Genomic DNA, 16,680 nt, shown 5'->3' with positions numbered 1-16,680 from the left:
GGGGCTGCGCGTGGGGCTGCGCGTGGGGCTGCGCGTGGGGCTGCGCGTGGGGCTGCGCGTGGGGCTGTGCGTGGGGCTGCGCGTGGGGCTGCGCGTGCGGACTAGCCCGGGAGGCCGAAGAGCGCCGGCCAGGTGTGCGCGGCCCAGGAGTAGCCGACGAACGCGGTCGCATCGATGAGGAAGTGCGCGACGAGGAACGGGAGCAGCCTCCCCGAACGCGCGAAGAGCCAGCCGAACACCAGGCCCATCGCGAGGTTCCCGACGAAGGCGCCGGGCCCCTGATACAGGTGATAGCTCGCGCGCAGGATGCTCGTCGCGATGATGATCGGCCAGGTGCCCCAGCCCAGCTGCCGCAGCCGCACGAAGAGGTAGCCGAGCACGATGAACTCCTCCTGCACCGCGGCGCGCGCCGCGGAGAGGAGCAGGACCGGGATCGTCCACCAGTGGTCGGGAAGGCCTCCGGGGTTCACGGCGACGAAGATGCCCAAGGCGCGTCCGGTGACGTAGAGCGCGATGCCGGGGATGCCGATGACGAGGACGAGCAGCACGCCGCGCCCTGTGTCGCGGCCTATCCGCGTGCCGTCGAGTCCGAGGCGCTCCAGATGCGGGCGCCTCCGCTGCCACAGCAGGAAGCAGACCAGCAGGGTGGGGACGATCGCGAACCCGAGATCGAGCAGCTGATAGATGAGGTCGAACACTTCGCGATCGCTGCGGGAGGGGTTCAGCGTGGCGGTCTGCTGGGCCAGCGGGGTGGCGTCGGTCAGCAGGTACGCCAGCTTCACGATGGCGTAGATCGCCACCTGCCCGAGCCCGAGCGCGAGCACGATCGCGATCTCCCACCAGATGCGGGAGCGGAGCACCGCGCGCGAGGACGTCACGGGTCGATGCTACGGCCTGCAGCCGCTCACCGCCCCGGACTCGGGGGGCGTTCAGCCCCATACGCTATCCTGGAACGTCGGCTTCCCGGCGCTTTCCCCACCTGTTTAGGACACCTTCATGGCGCACGCCCTTCGCCCGGACCTCCGCAACGTCGCTATCGTCGCCCACGTCGACCACGGCAAGACCACGCTCGTCGACGCGATGCTCCGCCAGACCGGCTCCTTCGGGGAGCACGCGCACGTCGAGGAACGTGCGATGGACTCGAACGACCTCGAGCGTGAGAAGGGCATCACGATCCTCGCCAAGAACACGGCGATCACCTACAACGGCGCGCACACCGACGTGCCGGTGACGATCAACGTCGTCGACACCCCCGGACACGCCGACTTCGGCGGTGAGGTGGAGCGCGCGCTGTCGATGGTCGACGGCGTCGTGCTGCTCGTCGACGCGAGCGAGGGCCCGCTGCCGCAGACCCGCTTCGTGCTGCGCAAGGCCCTCGAGGCGAAGCTCCCCGTCATCCTGCTGGTCAACAAGACCGACCGCCCCGACGCGCGCATCGCAGAGGTCGAGGAGGAGGCCCACGACCTGCTCCTGGGTCTGGCCTCGGACCTCGTCGACGACGTCCCCGACCTCGACGTCGACGCGCTGCTCGACGTCCCGGTGGTCTACGCCTCCGGCCGCGCCGGCGCCGCATCCGCGAATCGCCCGGAGAACGGAACGCTCCCGGACAACGACGACCTCGAGCCGCTGTTCGAGGCGATCCTCCAGCACGTCCCTGCGCCGGCCTTCGACGACGAGGCCCCGCTGCAGGCCTGGGTCACCAACCTCGACTCCTCGCCGTTCCTCGGCCGCCTCGCGCTGCTGCGCGTCTTCAACGGCACGCTGAAGAAGGGCCAGACGGTCGCCTGGGTGCGCCACGACGGCTCGCACTCGAACGCGCGCATCACCGAGCTGCTGATGACCAAGGCGCTGGAGCGCTACCCGGCCGAGTCGGCGGGCCCCGGCGACATCGTCGCGATCGCGGGCATCGAGGACATCACGATCGGCGAGACCATCGCCGACCCGGAGGACGTGCGCCCGCTCCCGGCGATCCACGTCGACGACCCGGCGATCTCGATGACCATCGGCACCAACACCTCGCCGCTGGTCGGCAAGGTCAAGGGGCACAAGCTCACCGCCCGGATGGTGAAGGACCGCCTCGATCGTGAGCTCATCGGCAACGTGTCGCTCAAGGTCGTCGACGTGGGCCGTCCCGACGCATGGGAGGTGCAGGGCCGCGGCGAGCTGGCACTCGCGATCCTCGTCGAGAACATGCGCCGCGAGGGCTTCGAGCTCACGGTCGGCAAGCCCCAGGTGGTGACCCGCCGCAATGAGCACGGCAAGCTCACCGAGCCCTTCGAGCACCTCACCATCGACGCCCCCGAGGAGTACCTCGGCGCGATCACGCAGCTCCTGGCCGCCCGCAAGGGCCGCATGGAGGGCATGACCAACCACGGCACCGGCTGGGTGCGCATGGAGTTCATCGTCCCCTCGCGCGGCCTCATCGGCTTCCGCACGGAGTTCATGTCGGTCACCCGCGGCACCGGGATCGCGAACGCGATCTCGCACGGCTACGACGAGTGGGCGGGTCAGATCATCGCTCGGGCATCCGGCTCGATCGTCGCCGACCGTGCAGGTGTCGTCACGCCCTTCGCGATGATGGCGCTGCAGGAGCGGATGAGCTTCTTTGTGAACCCCACGGAGGAGGTCTACGAGGGCATGGTCGTCGGTGAGAACACCCGCGCCGACGACATGGACGTGAACATCACCAAGGAGAAGAAGCTCACCAACATGCGCTCCTCCACGGCGGACGAGCTGGAGAGGCTCACCCCGCCGCGTCAGCTGTCGCTGGAGGAGAGCCTGGAGTGGGCCCGCGACGACGAGTGCGTCGAGGTCACGCCGGAGAAGGTGCGCATCCGCAAGGTGATCCTCGACCAGACGATCCGCGCCCGCGAGACGGCGCGCCAGAAGCGCCAGGACGCGAACGCCTGAGCCCCCTGACGGCCCCGGTTCCGACCGGGGCCGTCAGACGTCTCCGGCGGGAGTGAATGTAACGAATCCATAACATACGTTCCCGAGAGCATGACACGCGTTTTCCCCGGAAGTCGCCAAGGAACGTCCAGGTCGACCGGTCAGACTCGATCCTCGTGCCCGGGAAGCCGCTCCCGACGAGCAACCCCCTGCGGGTCCGGGCCGACGACGACCCGAAAGTCGAAGCCTCATGCTCCATGCCCCCTCCACGCGCGCGTCCGGCCGTACGGCCGCCCTCGCCCGCGCCCATGCCGACGTCACCTCACGTCAGCCCGCGGCGCTCAGCATCGCCCTCGGCGCGCTGCTGGCCGTCGCGATCACCGCCGGCACGGCGTCCGCCGCGGCAGCGGCCGAAGCGGCCGAGCGGGATCCGGTGACCGTCGCCTCCCTTGCCAGTGCCGCGACCGTGCGTCCCGCGGACACCGCCGTGCCGACGGACGCGCCCGGTTCCGCGAGCATGGATGCGATGTCGGTGCAGGTGACGCCCGCATCGTCCGATGTCGCCGCCGGCGTCGCCGAAGAGGCCGTCGGCACGCTCAAGGACGCCCAGAAGGCGCTCGTGGATGCGAACGCCGCCACCACCGAGGTCGCCGCCTCCGGGCTCGCACTCGATCCCCAGGGCGCCACCTCCGTGGGGACCAGTGAGCTGACGGCGGGGATCAACGCCCTCGCGAACACGAACGCCGCCGCCGGGCTGCGTGTGGTGCTCAGCGCGACAGCGCTGTCGTTCGAGACTCAGGAGACGGTCGCCCAGACGGCTGACCTGCGTGCCTCGCTCGCCACGGCCAAGGAGAAGAAGGCCGAAGCCGACCGGGCCGCCGCCGCGGCCGAGGCGGCGCGCAAGGAGGCCGAGGCCCAGGCGGCGGCCCTTGCCGCGGCGAACACCCCGGAGGGCGCCAAGGCGACGGCGCGCCAGATGGCGGCGAGCCGCTACGGGTGGGGTGACGGACAGTTCTCCTGCCTCGCCTCGCTGTGGACCAAGGAGTCCGGGTGGAACTACCAGGCCTACAACCCGAACGGCGGCGCGACGGGCATCCCGCAGGCGCTGCCCGGCAGCAAGATGGCATCCGCGGGCGGTGACTGGCGTACCAACGCGGCCACCCAGATCGCGTGGGGTCTCGACTACATCAACCGTGCATACGGCTCGCCGTGCAGCGCATGGGGGCACTCGCAGTCGGTCAACTGGTATTGACCCGCGCTCTTCCCGAGGCCCCGTCTTCCGCGCAGCGCAGGACGGGGCCTCTGCGCACCCCGGGCGGTTCCGGATTCAGCGCAGCTCGGAGAGCAGCACCGCGCTGGTGCCGGCCTCGAGCGCCTCGAAGACGTGCGGCGCATCACCGGGATAGGAGAGGTAGTCGCCCGGATGCAGCACCTCGGTGCTCTCCGCCGGCCCGAGACGGGCGGCGCCGCTGATCAGCACGACGTGCTCGATGGTGCCGGGATGGTGGGGGAGGGATCGGCGGGGCTCGCCGGGCTCCGCCTGGATGATGTAGACATCGCGCCGGGCGCCGGGAGGGCAGGCCGAGAGGAGCGTCGCGACATACGGCGCCGCGGCGGACGGCACTCCGGTGTGCGCGCCGGCCCGGACCAGGCGCGGCGCGCTCGCGCGCTCTTCGACGAGGTCGGCGAAGGGGACCCCGAGCGCCACGCCGAGCGCCCACAGCGTCTCGACGCTGGGGTTTCCCGAGCCGCCCTCCAGCTGCGAGACCGTGGCCTTCGAGACTCCCGCCCGCCGGGCGAGCTCGGACACGGAGATGCCCAGCCCCTCCCGCTCTCTCCGGAGAGCATGGGCGATGCGTTCGCGCAGATCCGTCATGTGTTCAGTATCTCAAACGATCGTTCGACTTGACGGCCGAACGGCAAGTGTTCAGAATCATCATCATGCGTTCAGCAGATCGAACGGCAGCTCCGCGCGACGGGAGCGTGGTCGTATGGCGCGAAGCCCTCGGCGTGGTCGTCGCGACCAGTGCGTACGGCGTGTCCTTCGGCGCGCTCGCCGTGGCGGCGGGGCTCGACGTCTGGCAGAGCTGCGTGTTGAGCCTGCTGATGTTCACCGGAGGATCCCAGTTCGCCTTCATCGGGGTCGTCGCCTCCGGCGGCGTCGCCGCGCTCCCCGCCGCGATCGCCTCCGCCGGCCTGCTCGGCGTGCGGAACCTCGCCTACGGGATGCGCATGTCGCCGATCATCGGACAGGGGTTCTGGCGGCGAGCGGCCGCCGCTCACTTCACGATCGACGAGTCCACGGCGGTCGCCATCTCGCAGGACGACCCGCGGCTGCGCCGGCTCGGCTTCTGGGTGACCGGGATCGGCATCTTCCTGGGATGGAACGCGACGACGCTCATCGGCGCCCTCGTCGGCGACGTCCTCGGCGATCCGAAGGCCTGGGGGCTGGATGCCGCGGCCGCCGCGGCCTTCCTGGCGCTGCTGTGGCCGCGTCTGCGACAGCGCCAGGCGATCGTGGTCGGGATCGCCGCGGCCGTGGTCGCCGCCGCGCTCACTCCGCTGCTGATGCCCGGCCTGCCGGTGCTCGTCGCGGCCGTCGTGGCGATCGTCGTCGGCTGGGTCAACTGGTTCGACGGGGATGCCGCCCGCGCGGTGCGCGCGGCGGAGGGGGCACGGACATGACGATGTGGAGCGGGATCCTCCTCGCCGCCTGCATCTGCGTCGCCTGGAAGGCCTTCGGCTACCTCGTGCCCGCGAAGGTGCTCGAGGCGCCGCGACCCGCGCGCATCTCGGAGCTGCTCACCGTGGCGCTGCTGGCCGCGCTCGTCGCGGTGCAGTCCCTGGGCAGCGGTCAGGCCGTCGTCGTCGACGCACGGCTGCCCGCGGTGCTGGTCGCCGTCACGCTGCTCTGGCTGCGGCAGTCCTTCCTCGTCGTGGTCGCCGCCGCGGCCGTGGTGGCCGCCGTGCTGCGGATGCTGGAGTGGGCATCCTGAGTGCGTCGCAAGGGTGCAGGCCCTAGGCTTCTCCCGTGCCCCACTGGATCTCCCGAGCCCTCTCCTGGCTGACGGCGGCCATCGTCGGCGCCGTGTTCGGTGTCGCCGCGACCATCGCGCACGGCTTCACGGTCGGGCCGGTGCCGCTCGGCATGATCATCGGCGCGATCGCCTGCGGCGCACTGCTGATCTCCCTCCGGGCCCTCACCTACGATCGGTGGGCGGCGCTCTTCGGCGGCATCGGGATGCTCGTGCTCATCGTCCTGATCTCCCAGCGGGGACCGGGGGGATCGGTGATCGTGCCCGATTCGCCGCTCGGGCGCATCTGGCTGTATGTGGTGGCCGGCCTCGTGCTCCTCGTCGTGGCCTGGCCCGACTTCTCGCGCCTGCGGGCGAGCGCCGCCGCGGACGGAGCGCGCATCGGGTCGTAGACTGGGGCGGTGACGTATGTGATCGCTCTTCCCTGTGTCGACGTGAAGGACCGCGCCTGCGTGGATGAGTGTCCGGTGGACTGCATCTATGAGGGTGAGCGGTCGTTGTACATCCATCCGGATGAGTGTGTGGATTGTGGTGCGTGTGAGCCGGTGTGTCCGGTGGAGGCGATCTATTACGAGGATGATCTGCCGGAGGAGTGGGCGGATTATTACAAGGCGAATGTGGAGTTCTTCGAGGAGGTCGGCTCGCCCGGTGGCGCCGCCAAGGTCGGCGTGATCCACCACGACCATCCGATCATCGCCGCCCTCCCGCCGCAGGGGGAGTAGAGGTGTCCGTCCGGGACCTGGCCGACTACCCCTGGGATGCGGTCGTCCCGTTCCGCGAACTCGCCTCCCGGCACCCTCAGGGCCTCGTCGACCTGTCGGTCGGCTCACCCGTCGATCCGACCCCGGAGATCGTCCGACGTGCGCTCGCGGAGGCGACCGATGCCCACGCCTACCCGCAGACCGTCGGGACGCCCGCGCTGCGCGAGGCGATCGTGGCCTGGTACGCCCGTCGACGCGGCGTCGCCGATCTCCGGCCGGACAACGTGCTCCCCACGATCGGGTCGAAGGAGCTCGTCGCACTGCTCCCGACGCTGCTCGGGCTGGGCCCGGGCGACATCGTCGTCCACCCGCGCGTGGCCTATCCGACCTATGAGGTCGGCGCCCGCGTCGTCGGCGCGGAGCCCGTCGCCGAGGACGACCCGGCACTGTGGCCGGAGGGCGCGCGGCTGATCTGGATCAACACACCCGGCAACCCCGACGGGCGCACCTGGACGGTGGAGGAGCTCGCCGCCGCGGTGCAGCGCGCCCGCGAACTGGGAGCAGTGCTCGCGAGCGACGAATGCTACGCCGAGCTCGGCTGGGAAGGGCGGTGGGCGCAGGAGACCATTCCCACCGTGCTCGATCCCCGGGCGACCGGGGGCTCGCGCGCCGGACTGCTGAGCGTGTACTCGCTGAGCAAGCAGTCCAACCTCGCGGGCTACCGCGCCGCGTTCGTCGCGGGCTGTGCGCGCATCGTCGGAGACCTGCTCACCGCGCGCAAGCACCTCGGGCTCATGCCTCCGGCGCCGGTGCAGCACGCGATGGCCGTGGCGCTCGCCGACGACGAGCACGTCGCCGCGCAGAAGGAGCTCTATCGTGCGCGACGGGCGGTCTTGAAGCCCGCCGTGGAGGCGGCAGGATTCCGCATCGACGGATCCGAGGCCGGCCTGTACCTGTGGGCGACCGAGGGGCGCGACGCCTGGGAGTCGATGCAGCGACTGGCCGAGCTCGGGATCCTCGCCGGTCCCGGCCCGTTCTACGGGCGTTCGTCGGGGGAGCACGTGCGGCTCGCGCTGACGGCGCCCCGGGAGCGCGTCGAGGAGGCGGCCCGGCGGCTGCGCGCCGTCGCGGGATGACCGTTTTGTATGTTCGGTGAATCCCTATGAGTATTCTTTGGGTGATGTCACAGTGTGCCGGTGGCACGACTAGGCTGTAGAGGCGATGCGGTCGAGATCCGGCCCCCGGCGCTGAGCGCCGTCATCGTCCTCGACGACACAGACGCAGCAGGAGGTTTGGCGTGAGCGCAGCTCAGCCGGAGAAGGCGACTCTGACCATCGGCGACACGACCGCCGAGTTCCCCGTGCTGCAGCCCACTTCGGGCATCGGCAGCATCGACTTCTCGACGCTGACGCGCCAGACGGGATACACCGCCCTCGACTACGGATTCGTCAACACGGCGGCGACCAAGTCCGAGATCACCTACATCGACGGCGACAAGGGCATCCTCCGCTACCGCGGCTACCCGATCGAGCAGATCGCCGCGAACTGCAACTACCTCGAGGTCGCCTGGCTGCTCATCTACGGCGAGCTGCCGACACCGGCGGAACTGGCGGACTTCGACGAGCGCATCCGCCGTCACACCCTGCTGCACGAGGACCTCAAGCACTTCTTCTCCGCGCTCCCGCACACCGCGCACCCGATGTCCGTGCTCTCCTCGGCGGTCGCAGCGCTGTCCACCTACTACGAGGGTCAGACCGATCCGCACAACCCCGAGCACGTCGAGCTCAACATGGTGCGGATGCTCGCGAAGCTTCCCGTGATCGCGGCCTACGCGCACAAGAAGAGCGTCGGCCAGGCGTTCCTCTACCCGGACAACTCCCTGAGCTTCGTCGACAACTTCCTCAAGCTGAACTTCGGAGTGCTCTCCGAGCCGTACGAGGTCAACCCGGTCATGTCGAAGGCCCTCGAGCTCCTGCTGATCCTGCACGAGGACCACGAGCAGAACGCCTCCACCTCGACCGTCCGCCTGGTCGGGTCCACCGGGGCGAACCAGTTCGCCTCGATCTCCGCCGGCATCCAGGCGCTCTCCGGGCCCCTGCACGGCGGTGCCAACGAAGCCGTCCTCACCATGCTCGGCCAGATCCGCGAGTCGGGCCAGAGCGTGCAGCGCTTCGTGGAGCGGGTGAAGAACAAGGAGGAGGGCGTCAAGCTCATGGGCTTCGGCCACCGGGTCTACAAGAACTACGACCCGCGTGCGAAGCTCGTCAAGGAGGCCGCCGACGAGGTGCTCTCCGAGCTCGGCGTGACCGACCCGCTCCTCGACCTCGCGAAGGAGCTCGAGGAGATCGCCCTCGCCGACGACTACTTCAAGGAGCGCCGCCTCTATCCGAACGTCGACTTCTACACCGGCGTGATCTACAAGGCGATGGGCTTCCCGACCCGGATGTTCACCGTGCTCTTCGCGATCGGGCGCCTGCCCGGCTGGCTGGCGCAGTGGCGCGAGCTGCAGCTCGACCCGCAGACGAAGATCGGCCGTCCCCAGCAGCTCTACACGGGGGCGCCGGAGCGGTCCTTCCCGATCCGCTGACGGCATCGGACACACGCGAACGCGCGGCCCGGAATGGATCCGGTGCCGCGCGTTCGTCGTCGTGCAGCCAGCCTCCTCAGGCGGCGTCGGCCAGCACGGGCTCCTCGTCCGCCGCGGTCTCGACCGGGTCGGCGGCCTCGGAGGGCGCGCGGCGCACGGCCGGGACCGCGGCGACGACCGCTGCGGCGACGAGCGCGAGCACGGCGATCGTGATCCAGGCCACGTCGTAGCCGCGTTCGAACGGCCGGCTCTGCGCGTCGAGAGAGCCGAAGACGATCGCCGTCATCAGCGCGGAGCCGATCGCCGAGCCGATCGAGCGCAGATTCGCGTTGACACCGGTGGCCACGCCCACGCTGCGGGCCGGGACGCTCTCGACGATGATGCTGGCCATCGCCGCGTACGAGGCGCCGACGCCGAGGCCGAAGAAGCCTCCCGCGACCGCCAGCTGCCAGACCGCGGAGTGGAAGAGCACCGCGGCGAGCACGGCGGCGCCGATGACCGCCGAGCCGAGCATCAGCTGGGTGCGCAGGCTCATCAGCCTGCTGATCGCCCCGGTGGCGAAGCCCGCGAGGGACATCCCGGCGAGGAGCGGCACGAGCACCAGGCCCGCGGTCTGGGCGGTGAGGCCGAGTGCCCAGCCGGTGTCGGCCGGGACCTCGAGGAACAGCGGCAGGTAGCCCCAGAATCCGAACACCGCGACGCCGATCAGCAGGCCCGCGGCGTTGACCGGCCAGATCGAGCGGTGCGCCAGCATCCGGATGTCGACCAGCGGGACGGCGGAGCGCAGCTCGGTGACGACCCAGGCTGCGAGGAGCACCGCGGCCGCGGCGAACATTCCGATGGTCACCGGGCTCGCCCAGCCCCAGCGGGCGCCTGAGGCGAGGGGGAGCAGCAGTGCGACCAGCCATCCCGAGAGCAGTGCAGCGGAGAGTACGTTGAGGCGCCCGGGTGCGCGCAGGGAGGAGCGGGGGATCCAGGCGATGGTCAGGAGGGCGCCCACCGCGGTGACGCTGAGGGCGACCTCGAAGAGGCCCCGCCAGCCGATCGCGGCGGACAGCGGGCCGGCGAGCACGCTGCCGGCGGCGCCGCCGATGCCGACGAGGGCGCTCACGGACCCGATGGCCCCGGTGAGGCGTGCGGGCGGCATCACCTCGCGCAGCAGGGCGAAGGCGAGGGGGAACGCCGCGCCGCCGGCGCCCTGCAGCACCCGGCCGAGGATCAGCACGCCGAGGTCGGGGGCGAGGGCGGCGACGAGGTTCCCGGCCATGACGACGCCGAGTACGGCGAGCATCGTGGCACGGCGACCGCGGAGGTCCCCGACGCGGCCGAGCAGGGGAGTGGCGACCGCTGCGGCGATCAGCCAGGCCGTCATGGTCCACGACGCCGCGTCGGCGCCGACTCCGAGGTCGGACTCGATCAGAGGGATGACGGGGATGACGAGGTTCTGGAGCAGCGCGATCGAGGCGACGCTGACGGCGATCGCCGCGTAGGCGCGGACGGAGTTCGAGGGGGTGGTCATTGGTCCTGCCGTTCATGCAGAGGAGGAGTAGAATCGGAGAGTGGCTCCGAACGGAGGAAGCCTCCGGTTAGACGATAACGGAGGAAGCCTCCGTTTCGCAACCATCGATCCGACATCCCCGAGACCATGTGGAGGACTGGGTGACCGCCGCCGCACCGGCATCCGCGCTCGACGAGCGCCGCCCCAAGCGCGCCGACGCCGCACGCAACTTCGACGCCCTCGTCGACGCCGGACGGGCCGCGTTCGCCGAAGACGGATCGGGTGCGTCCCTCGAGGACATCGCGCGACGCGCGGGGGTGGGGATCGGGACGCTCTATCGGAACTTCCCCACCAGGGACGACCTCATCGAGACGCTCTATCTCGGCGAGGTGGACGCCCTCGCCGCATCGGCCCGGGAGGTCGCGGACCTCGAGCCGTGGGAGGCCTTGCGCGCCTGGCTGGACCGCTTCGTGACCTACGTGGGCACCAAGCACGCGCTGCTCGACGGCCTGAACAGGGAGTCCTCGGTGCTGGGCCAGTGTCGCTCGATCATGCTGTCGGCCGGTGAGCCACTCCTGGTGCGCGCGCAACGGGCCGGTGCCGTCGACCCCGACGTCACCATCGGCGACGTCGTCAAGCTGGTCTCCGGAGTCGCCGCCGTCGCCTCCTTCGACGACGAGGTCCAGCGGGCGCGCGTGCTGAACCTCGCGATCAACGCGATCCGCCGCTGAGGCGATCCCCGGAGACGCGGAACGCCCGGGGCTGCGATGCAGCTCCCGGGCGTCCTGAGTGATGATCGCAGCGAGTCAGGGCGTGCGCGGCGCCCCGCTCGGTCGCTGCGCACGCCGGCGGCGGCGCGGCGCGGCGGATGCCTCGTGGCCCGCGGTGCGCTGACCGTCCTGGCGATGCGGCTGCGCGGTCGAGGTCGAGTACACGGCTCCGCGGGTGCTCTGCCCGCCGCGGGACGGCCGCTGACCGGCGTCGCCCTGGGGGCGGCCGGAGGCCTGCTGTGCTCCGCGGGCCTGGCCGGCGCCGCGCGATCCGCGTCCGCCGCCCTGTCGCTGCCCGCCCTGGCGGCCCGAGGGCTGGCGCTGGCCGTCCTGGGCGGGTTGCTTCTGCTTCGGCTTTCCCTGGGGCTGGCGCGGCTGCGGGGGCGCGGGCCGCACATGCGCCGCGCGCTCGCCGACCAGCTCGTCCACGGCGGCGGCCGTCGCGGCCTCGGGCTCGACGGCGATCTTGGCCTTGCGCAGCAGGTCCTTCACGTCTCGGCGCTGCTCGGGGAGCATGAGCGTGACCACGGTGCCATCGGCACCGGCGCGCGCGGTACGGCCGGAGCGATGCAGGTAGGCCTTGTGCTCGACGGGCGGATCCACGTGCACCACGAGCTCGACCTCGTCGACGTGGACACCGCGCGCGGCGACGTCGGTCGCGACGAGCACGCGCACGCCGCCGGCGGCGGGGTCGGCGGAGAAGGCGGCGAGGTTGCGCTCGCGCGCCCCCTGCGAGAGGTTCCCGTGCAGGTCGACGGCGGGCACGCCGGCGGCGGTCAGCGTCTTTGCGAGCTTCTTCGCCTGGTGCTTGGTGCGGGTGAAGAGGATGCGGCGTCCCAGCCCGGACGCGAGGTCGTGGACGAGGGTCTTCTTCGCGTCAGCGTCCTCGGCGACGAGCACACGGTGCGTCATCTCCCCGACCGGAACGCTGGCCTCGTCGACCTCGTGGCTCACCGGGCGGCTGAGGAAGCGCTTGGCGAGGACGTCGACGCCGCGGTCGAGCGTCGCGCTGAAGAGCAGACGCTGCCCACCCGCCGGGGTGGCGGCGAGGATGCGGGTCACACCCGGGAGGAAGCCGAGGTCGGCCATGTGGTCGGCCTCGTCGAGCACGGCGATCTCGACGGCGTCGAGGGAGACGAGCCCCTGCTTCATGAGGTCTTCGAGACGACCGGGGCAGGCCACGACGATGTCCACGCCGGCGCGGAGCGCCTGCTCCTGGGGACGCTGGCTCACACCGCCGAAGATCGTCGTCACGGTGAGACGCGCGGCCTTCGCGAGCGGCGCGATGGTCGCGGCAATCTGGGTCGCGAGCTCGCGCGTCGGAGCGAGCACGAGGCCGCGGGGACGGTTCGGGCGGCGGGCGGGGTGGCCCTCCGCGCCGAGCCGGGCGACGAGCGGCAGCGAGAACGCGATGGTCTTGCCGCTGCCGGTGCGGCCGCGGCCGAGGAGGTCGCGGCCCGCGAGGGAGTCGGGGAGGGTGTCGCGCTGGATGGCGAACGCCTCGGTCTTGCCGTCGGCTTCGAGCACGGCGGCGAGCGGCGCGGGGACGCCGAGATCACGGAAGGAAGACATAGGGATACTCCTGGAAGCGCACACCGGTGCGCGATGTTCGAGGGACTGGGGCGACGGCGCACGGCGTGCGCATCGGTTCGCCGTTCGAAAGACCAGTCGGATGCCGGCGGAGCGAGCCGCCCGGCGGTCGGACTACATGTCGACGACGCAGCACCCGCGGAGCGGGTACACCGACAACCCTATCAGTGACATCGCGCAGACGGCTGGAAGGCGCGGAACGGGAGCGGCCCTCCGGCCGGACCGGCGTGTCTCAGGCGTGCAGGATCTCGTTCAGCGTCACGCCGACGCCTTCGCGCACCTTGGCCTCGACGGCGCCCGTGAGCGAGTTGCGGCGGAACAGGAACCCGTTCCGCCCGGAGAGCTCGGCGGCCTTGATGACAGGGCGTCCGCCGTCCGCGGTGGGCGGTGCGTCGACGAGGACGACCTTGGTCCCGGCCGTCAGGTAGAGCCCGGCCTCCACCACGCAGTCGTCGCCGAGCGAGATGCCGATGCCGGCGTTGGCGCCGAGCAGCGTGCGTGCGCCGATGGACACCCGGTGGGTGCCGCCCCCCGAGAGCGTGCCCATGATCGAGGCGCCGCCGCCGATGTCGCTGCCGTCGCCGACCACCACGCCCTGGGAGATGCGTCCCTCGACCATGGAGGCGCCGAGGGTGCCGGCGTTGAAGTTCACGAAGCCCTCGTGCATCACCGTGGTGCCCGGGGAGAGATGCGCGCCGAGGCGCACCCGGGAGGCGTCGGCGATGCGCACGCCCTCCGGCTGCACGTAGTCGGTCAGTCGCGGGAACTTGTCCAGGCCCTGCACCTGGATGCCATGGCGCTTGAGGACCGGGAGCAGGCGGGCGGCGGCCTCGGGCTGCATCGGCCCCGCATTGGTCCAGGCGTTGTTGGGCAGATGTCCGAAGACCCCTTCGAGGCCCACCTCGTTCGGGCGCACCACCAGGCGGGAGAGCAGATGAAGCCGCAGGTACGCGTCGGCGGTCGACGCCACCGGGGCGTCCAGGTCGATCTGCAGCTGCACCAGCTCGGTGCGCACGCCCCGCCGGTCGTCCGTCTCGGCCAGCGCATCCCAGGTCACCGCCGCCGCGGCGGCCTCGACGGGATCCAGCACGCCGAGACCGACTTCCGGGTACCAGGCGTCCAGGACGGCGCCGTCCCCGGCGATCGTGGACAGGCCGATTCCCCACGCGGTGCGCTCAGTGCTCATGTCTCCACGCTAGGGCATTCCGCCGGCGCCTCCCCTCGCGTTGCACACGGCGTCATCGGCCTCCGCGGCCCCCGGATAGGCTGGTGGCCATGGTGCTCGACCCGACGGCCTCCTCGCCCGATCTCACCCGCGCGATCTGCGACATCCCGAGCGTCTCCGGCGACGAACGCTCGCTCGCCGACGCGGTCGAGGAAGCGGCGCGCACGGCGGGGCACCTCGAGGTCATCCGGCACGGCAACACGATCGTCGCGCGCACCAACCTGGGCCGCGCGCAGCGGGTCGTGATCGCGGGGCACATCGACACCGTCCCGGTGAACGACAACCTGCCGGTGCGCGACGTCGACATCGACGGAGAGCCGCACATCCGGGGCCGCGGCACCGTGGACATGAAGGCAGGTGTCGCGGTGCAGCTGAAGCTCGCCGTGGAGATCGCCGATCCCGCGGTCGACATCACCTGGATGTGGTATGACAACGAGGAGGTCGAGGCGTCGAAGAACGGGCTCGGGTTGCTCGCCGCCGACCGTCCCGACCTCTTCGAGGCGGACTTCGCGATCCTCGGCGAGCCCACGGCCGGGCAGGTCGAGGGCGGATGCAACGGCACGCTCCGCGCAGTGGTGCGCACTCACGGGGTGCGTGCGCACAGCGCCCGGTCGTGGGTCGGCGAGAACGCGATCCACGGCGCGGCGCCGATCCTGACCCGTCTCGCCGAGTACCGCGCGCGCGAGATCCAGGTGGAGGGACTGGGCTACCGCGAGGGGCTCAACGCCGTGAGGATCGGCGGGGGAGTGGCGGGCAACGTCATCCCCGACCTCTGCGAGGTCGAGGTGAACTACCGCTTCGCGCCGAGCAAGACGATCGCCGACGCCGAGGCGCACGTGAGGAGCGTGCTCGCCGGTTTCGAGATCGAGATCACCGACGCCTCCGACGGTGCGCGGCCCGGGCTCGACGCACCGATCGCGCAGGAGTTCCTCCGGGCGGTCGGCGCGGAGGCGCGTCCGAAGTACGGCTGGACCGACGTCGCGCGGTTCTCCGCGCTGGGCGTGCCCGCGGTGAACTACGGACCGGGCGACCCGCATCTCGCGCACCATGACGAGGAGCGCGTGCCGGTGTCCCAGATCGTCGACGTCGAGCGCGGGCTGCGCGCGTGGCTGACGGCGTCCTGACCGCGGGGGTGCGCCGCTGGGTGCGGCTCCCGGTCGCCGCGCGCGTCGCGCTGATCTATCTGGTGGCCCGCGCGGTCACGACGCTGTTCTTCCTCCTCGCCGCCGGCGAGTCGACCTCGCTGTCCCGCTTCGGGGCGGCCCCGGGGCTCGACGACTACGTGCTCGGCTGGGACGCGCAGTGGTACTGGTTCGTCGCGGAGAACGGCTACCCCGCCGAGCTGCCGCTGACCGACTCGGGGCAGATCGCCGAGAACCCGTGGGCGTTCATGCCGGTGTTCGCCTACGCCGCGAAGGTCATCGGCCTCGGCAACTGGGGCGCCGGCGCGCTGATCGTCTCGATCGTCGCGGGCTACCTCGCCTGCATCACCCTGTACCGTCTGCTGCACGAGCGGATCGGAGACGGGGCGGCGATGTGGGCGGTGGTCTTCTTCGCCTCCGGTCCGCTGGCGGCGATGTTCCAGGTCGGCTACGCGGAGTCGCTCTTCGTGCTCCTGCTGCTGGTCGCCCTCGACCTCGTGGCCCGTCGTCGCTACGGCTGGGTGTATCCGCTCATCGTGGTGATGGGCTTCACGCGCCCCGGCATCCTCGCCTTCGCGCTGTACCTCGGACTCGTCGGCATCATGCGGTGGCGCCGTCGCCGGGAGGATCCTCTGCCGTCGAGCGAGGTCGTCCACATCGTCGCGCTGGGGGCTCTCGCGACGGTGGTCGGCTTCGCCTGGCAGACGATCGCCGCGGTGGCGACCGGCGATCCGAACGCCTACCTCGCGACCGAGCTCGCCTGGCGACGCAACTGGGGCGGCACCGGAGAGGAGGGGTTCCTGCCCTTCGACGGCTGGGTGCAGGCGGCGCAGTTCTGGTCCGTGCAGTGGGGGCTGCCCGGCTGGGCGGGACTGATCGCGCTCGTCCTGCTGGTCGTGGGCACGGCGCTCGTCCTGCTCCAGTCGCACGCCGTGCGCGCCCTGGGGCCCGATCTCCGCCTCTGGAGCGCGAGCTATCTGCTCTATCTCCTCGCCGTCTTCTTCCCGCAGTCGAGCACCTTCCGGCTGCTCATGCCCCTGACGCCGCTCTGGGGCGCCGTGGCTGTCCCCCGCTCCCGCGGATACCGGCTCTCAGTGCTCGCCCTGTGCCTCGCCGGACAGTGGCTCTGGATCCATTTCATGTACGGAATGGCGCAGACCTTCTGGCAGGTCCCCTGACGAAATCCGTCGCCGTCGACACAGGGGGCGAACCCTACCGATAAACTTGTGGGGTACCACCGAGG

General features: G+C 71.2%; 16 protein-coding genes. 11 read left to right on the top strand and 5 right to left on the bottom strand.

What is annotated here, in order from left to right; genetic code table 11:
* Positions 1–101: 101 nt before the first annotated feature.
* Positions 102–878 carry a CPBP family intramembrane glutamic endopeptidase gene (locus ABWO84_RS02760; protein WP_353112266.1) on the bottom strand — a complete coding sequence of 259 codons (777 nt, stop codon included), beginning with the start codon at positions 876–878 and terminating at the stop codon, positions 102–104.
* Positions 879–996: 118 nt separating this feature from the next.
* Here ABWO84_RS02760 and typA point away from each other — a divergent pair, with 118 nt between their 5' ends.
* Together typA and ABWO84_RS02750 are read left to right on the top strand one after the other, a co-directional pair.
* The gene (gene typA, locus ABWO84_RS02755; RefSeq protein WP_353112264.1) at positions 997–2,910 is read left to right on the top strand and encodes a translational GTPase TypA; all 1,914 of its coding nucleotides are present in this window, start codon (positions 997–999) and stop codon (positions 2,908–2,910) included.
* 229 nt (positions 2,911–3,139) lie between these two features.
* A complete protein-coding gene (locus tag ABWO84_RS02750; protein WP_353112262.1) occupies positions 3,140–4,141 on the top strand; it encodes an aggregation-promoting factor C-terminal-like domain-containing protein in 1,002 nt (333 codons plus the stop codon).
* Between the two features lie 75 nt (positions 4,142–4,216).
* Here ABWO84_RS02750 and ABWO84_RS02745 read toward each other — a convergent pair whose 3' ends face one another.
* Positions 4,217–4,765 (bottom strand): helix-turn-helix domain-containing protein, encoded by a 549-nt coding sequence (locus tag ABWO84_RS02745; RefSeq protein ID WP_353112260.1) that lies wholly within the window; start codon positions 4,763–4,765, stop codon positions 4,217–4,219.
* 65 nt (positions 4,766–4,830) lie between these two features.
* On the opposite strand from ABWO84_RS02745, the gene ABWO84_RS02740 reads away from it, so the two are divergent.
* The 6 genes from ABWO84_RS02740 (at position 4,831) to ABWO84_RS02715 (ending at position 9,212) form a co-directional block, all read left to right on the top strand.
* Positions 4,831–5,574 carry an AzlC family ABC transporter permease gene (locus tag ABWO84_RS02740; protein WP_353112258.1) on the top strand — a complete coding sequence of 248 codons (744 nt, stop codon included), beginning with the start codon at positions 4,831–4,833 and terminating at the stop codon, positions 5,572–5,574.
* On the top strand, positions 5,571–5,885 hold the full coding sequence (locus ABWO84_RS02735) for an AzlD domain-containing protein (RefSeq protein WP_353112256.1): 315 nt from the start codon (positions 5,571–5,573) through the stop codon (positions 5,883–5,885). The genes ABWO84_RS02740 and ABWO84_RS02735 overlap by 4 nt, the downstream gene beginning before the upstream one ends.
* 35 nt (positions 5,886–5,920) lie before the next feature.
* Complete coding sequence (locus ABWO84_RS02730; RefSeq protein WP_353112254.1) at positions 5,921–6,316, top strand: histidinol dehydrogenase; 396 nt, start codon at positions 5,921–5,923, stop codon at positions 6,314–6,316.
* 9 nt (positions 6,317–6,325) lie between these two features.
* On the top strand, positions 6,326–6,646 hold the full coding sequence (gene fdxA, locus ABWO84_RS02725) for a ferredoxin (RefSeq protein ID WP_353111466.1): 321 nt from the start codon (positions 6,326–6,328) through the stop codon (positions 6,644–6,646).
* Positions 6,647–6,648: 2 nt separating this feature from the next.
* Positions 6,649–7,761, top strand: coding sequence for a succinyldiaminopimelate transaminase (gene dapC, locus ABWO84_RS02720; RefSeq protein ID WP_353112252.1), 1,113 nt, complete (start codon positions 6,649–6,651; stop codon positions 7,759–7,761).
* Between the two features lie 161 nt (positions 7,762–7,922).
* Positions 7,923–9,212: a citrate synthase gene (locus tag ABWO84_RS02715; RefSeq protein ID WP_353112250.1), complete on the top strand. Its 1,290-nt coding sequence runs from the start codon at positions 7,923–7,925 to the stop codon at positions 9,210–9,212.
* A 76-nt stretch (positions 9,213–9,288) separates the two neighbouring features.
* On the opposite strand, the gene ABWO84_RS02710 is transcribed toward ABWO84_RS02715, so the two are convergent.
* Complete coding sequence (locus ABWO84_RS02710; RefSeq protein ID WP_353112248.1) at positions 9,289–10,731, bottom strand: MFS transporter; 1,443 nt, start codon at positions 10,729–10,731, stop codon at positions 9,289–9,291.
* 140 nt (positions 10,732–10,871) lie between these two features.
* Here ABWO84_RS02710 and ABWO84_RS02705 point away from each other — a divergent pair, with 140 nt between their 5' ends.
* Positions 10,872–11,441, top strand: a complete 570-nt coding sequence (locus ABWO84_RS02705) for a TetR/AcrR family transcriptional regulator (RefSeq protein ID WP_353112246.1) — start codon at positions 10,872–10,874, stop codon at positions 11,439–11,441.
* 75 nt (positions 11,442–11,516) lie between these two features.
* Here the strand turns inward: ABWO84_RS02705 and ABWO84_RS02700 are convergent, their stop codons facing one another.
* Together ABWO84_RS02700 and dapD are read right to left on the bottom strand one after the other, a co-directional pair.
* Positions 11,517–13,052 (bottom strand): DEAD/DEAH box helicase, encoded by a 1,536-nt coding sequence (locus tag ABWO84_RS02700; protein WP_353112244.1) that lies wholly within the window; start codon positions 13,050–13,052, stop codon positions 11,517–11,519.
* Positions 13,053–13,302: 250 nt separating this feature from the next.
* A complete protein-coding gene (gene dapD, locus ABWO84_RS02695) occupies positions 13,303–14,256 on the bottom strand; it encodes a 2,3,4,5-tetrahydropyridine-2,6-dicarboxylate N-succinyltransferase (RefSeq protein WP_353112242.1) in 954 nt (317 codons plus the stop codon).
* Between the two features lie 89 nt (positions 14,257–14,345).
* Between dapD and dapE the strand changes: the two genes are divergently transcribed.
* Positions 14,346–15,419 (top strand): succinyl-diaminopimelate desuccinylase, encoded by a 1,074-nt coding sequence (gene dapE, locus ABWO84_RS02690; protein ID WP_353112240.1) that lies wholly within the window; start codon positions 14,346–14,348, stop codon positions 15,417–15,419.
* Positions 15,401–16,615 (top strand): putative hexosyltransferase, encoded by a 1,215-nt coding sequence (locus ABWO84_RS02685; RefSeq protein WP_353112238.1) that lies wholly within the window; start codon positions 15,401–15,403, stop codon positions 16,613–16,615. Before dapE ends, ABWO84_RS02685 begins: the two co-directional genes overlap by 19 nt.
* Positions 16,616–16,680 lie beyond the last annotated feature (65 nt).

It is taken from the genome of Microbacterium sp., assembly GCF_040394595.1.
Lineage (GTDB): Bacteria > Actinomycetota > Actinomycetes > Actinomycetales > Microbacteriaceae > Microbacterium.
Note: the sequence above shows the minus strand (reverse complement) of the source record. Positions and strands in the feature narration are given on the sequence as shown.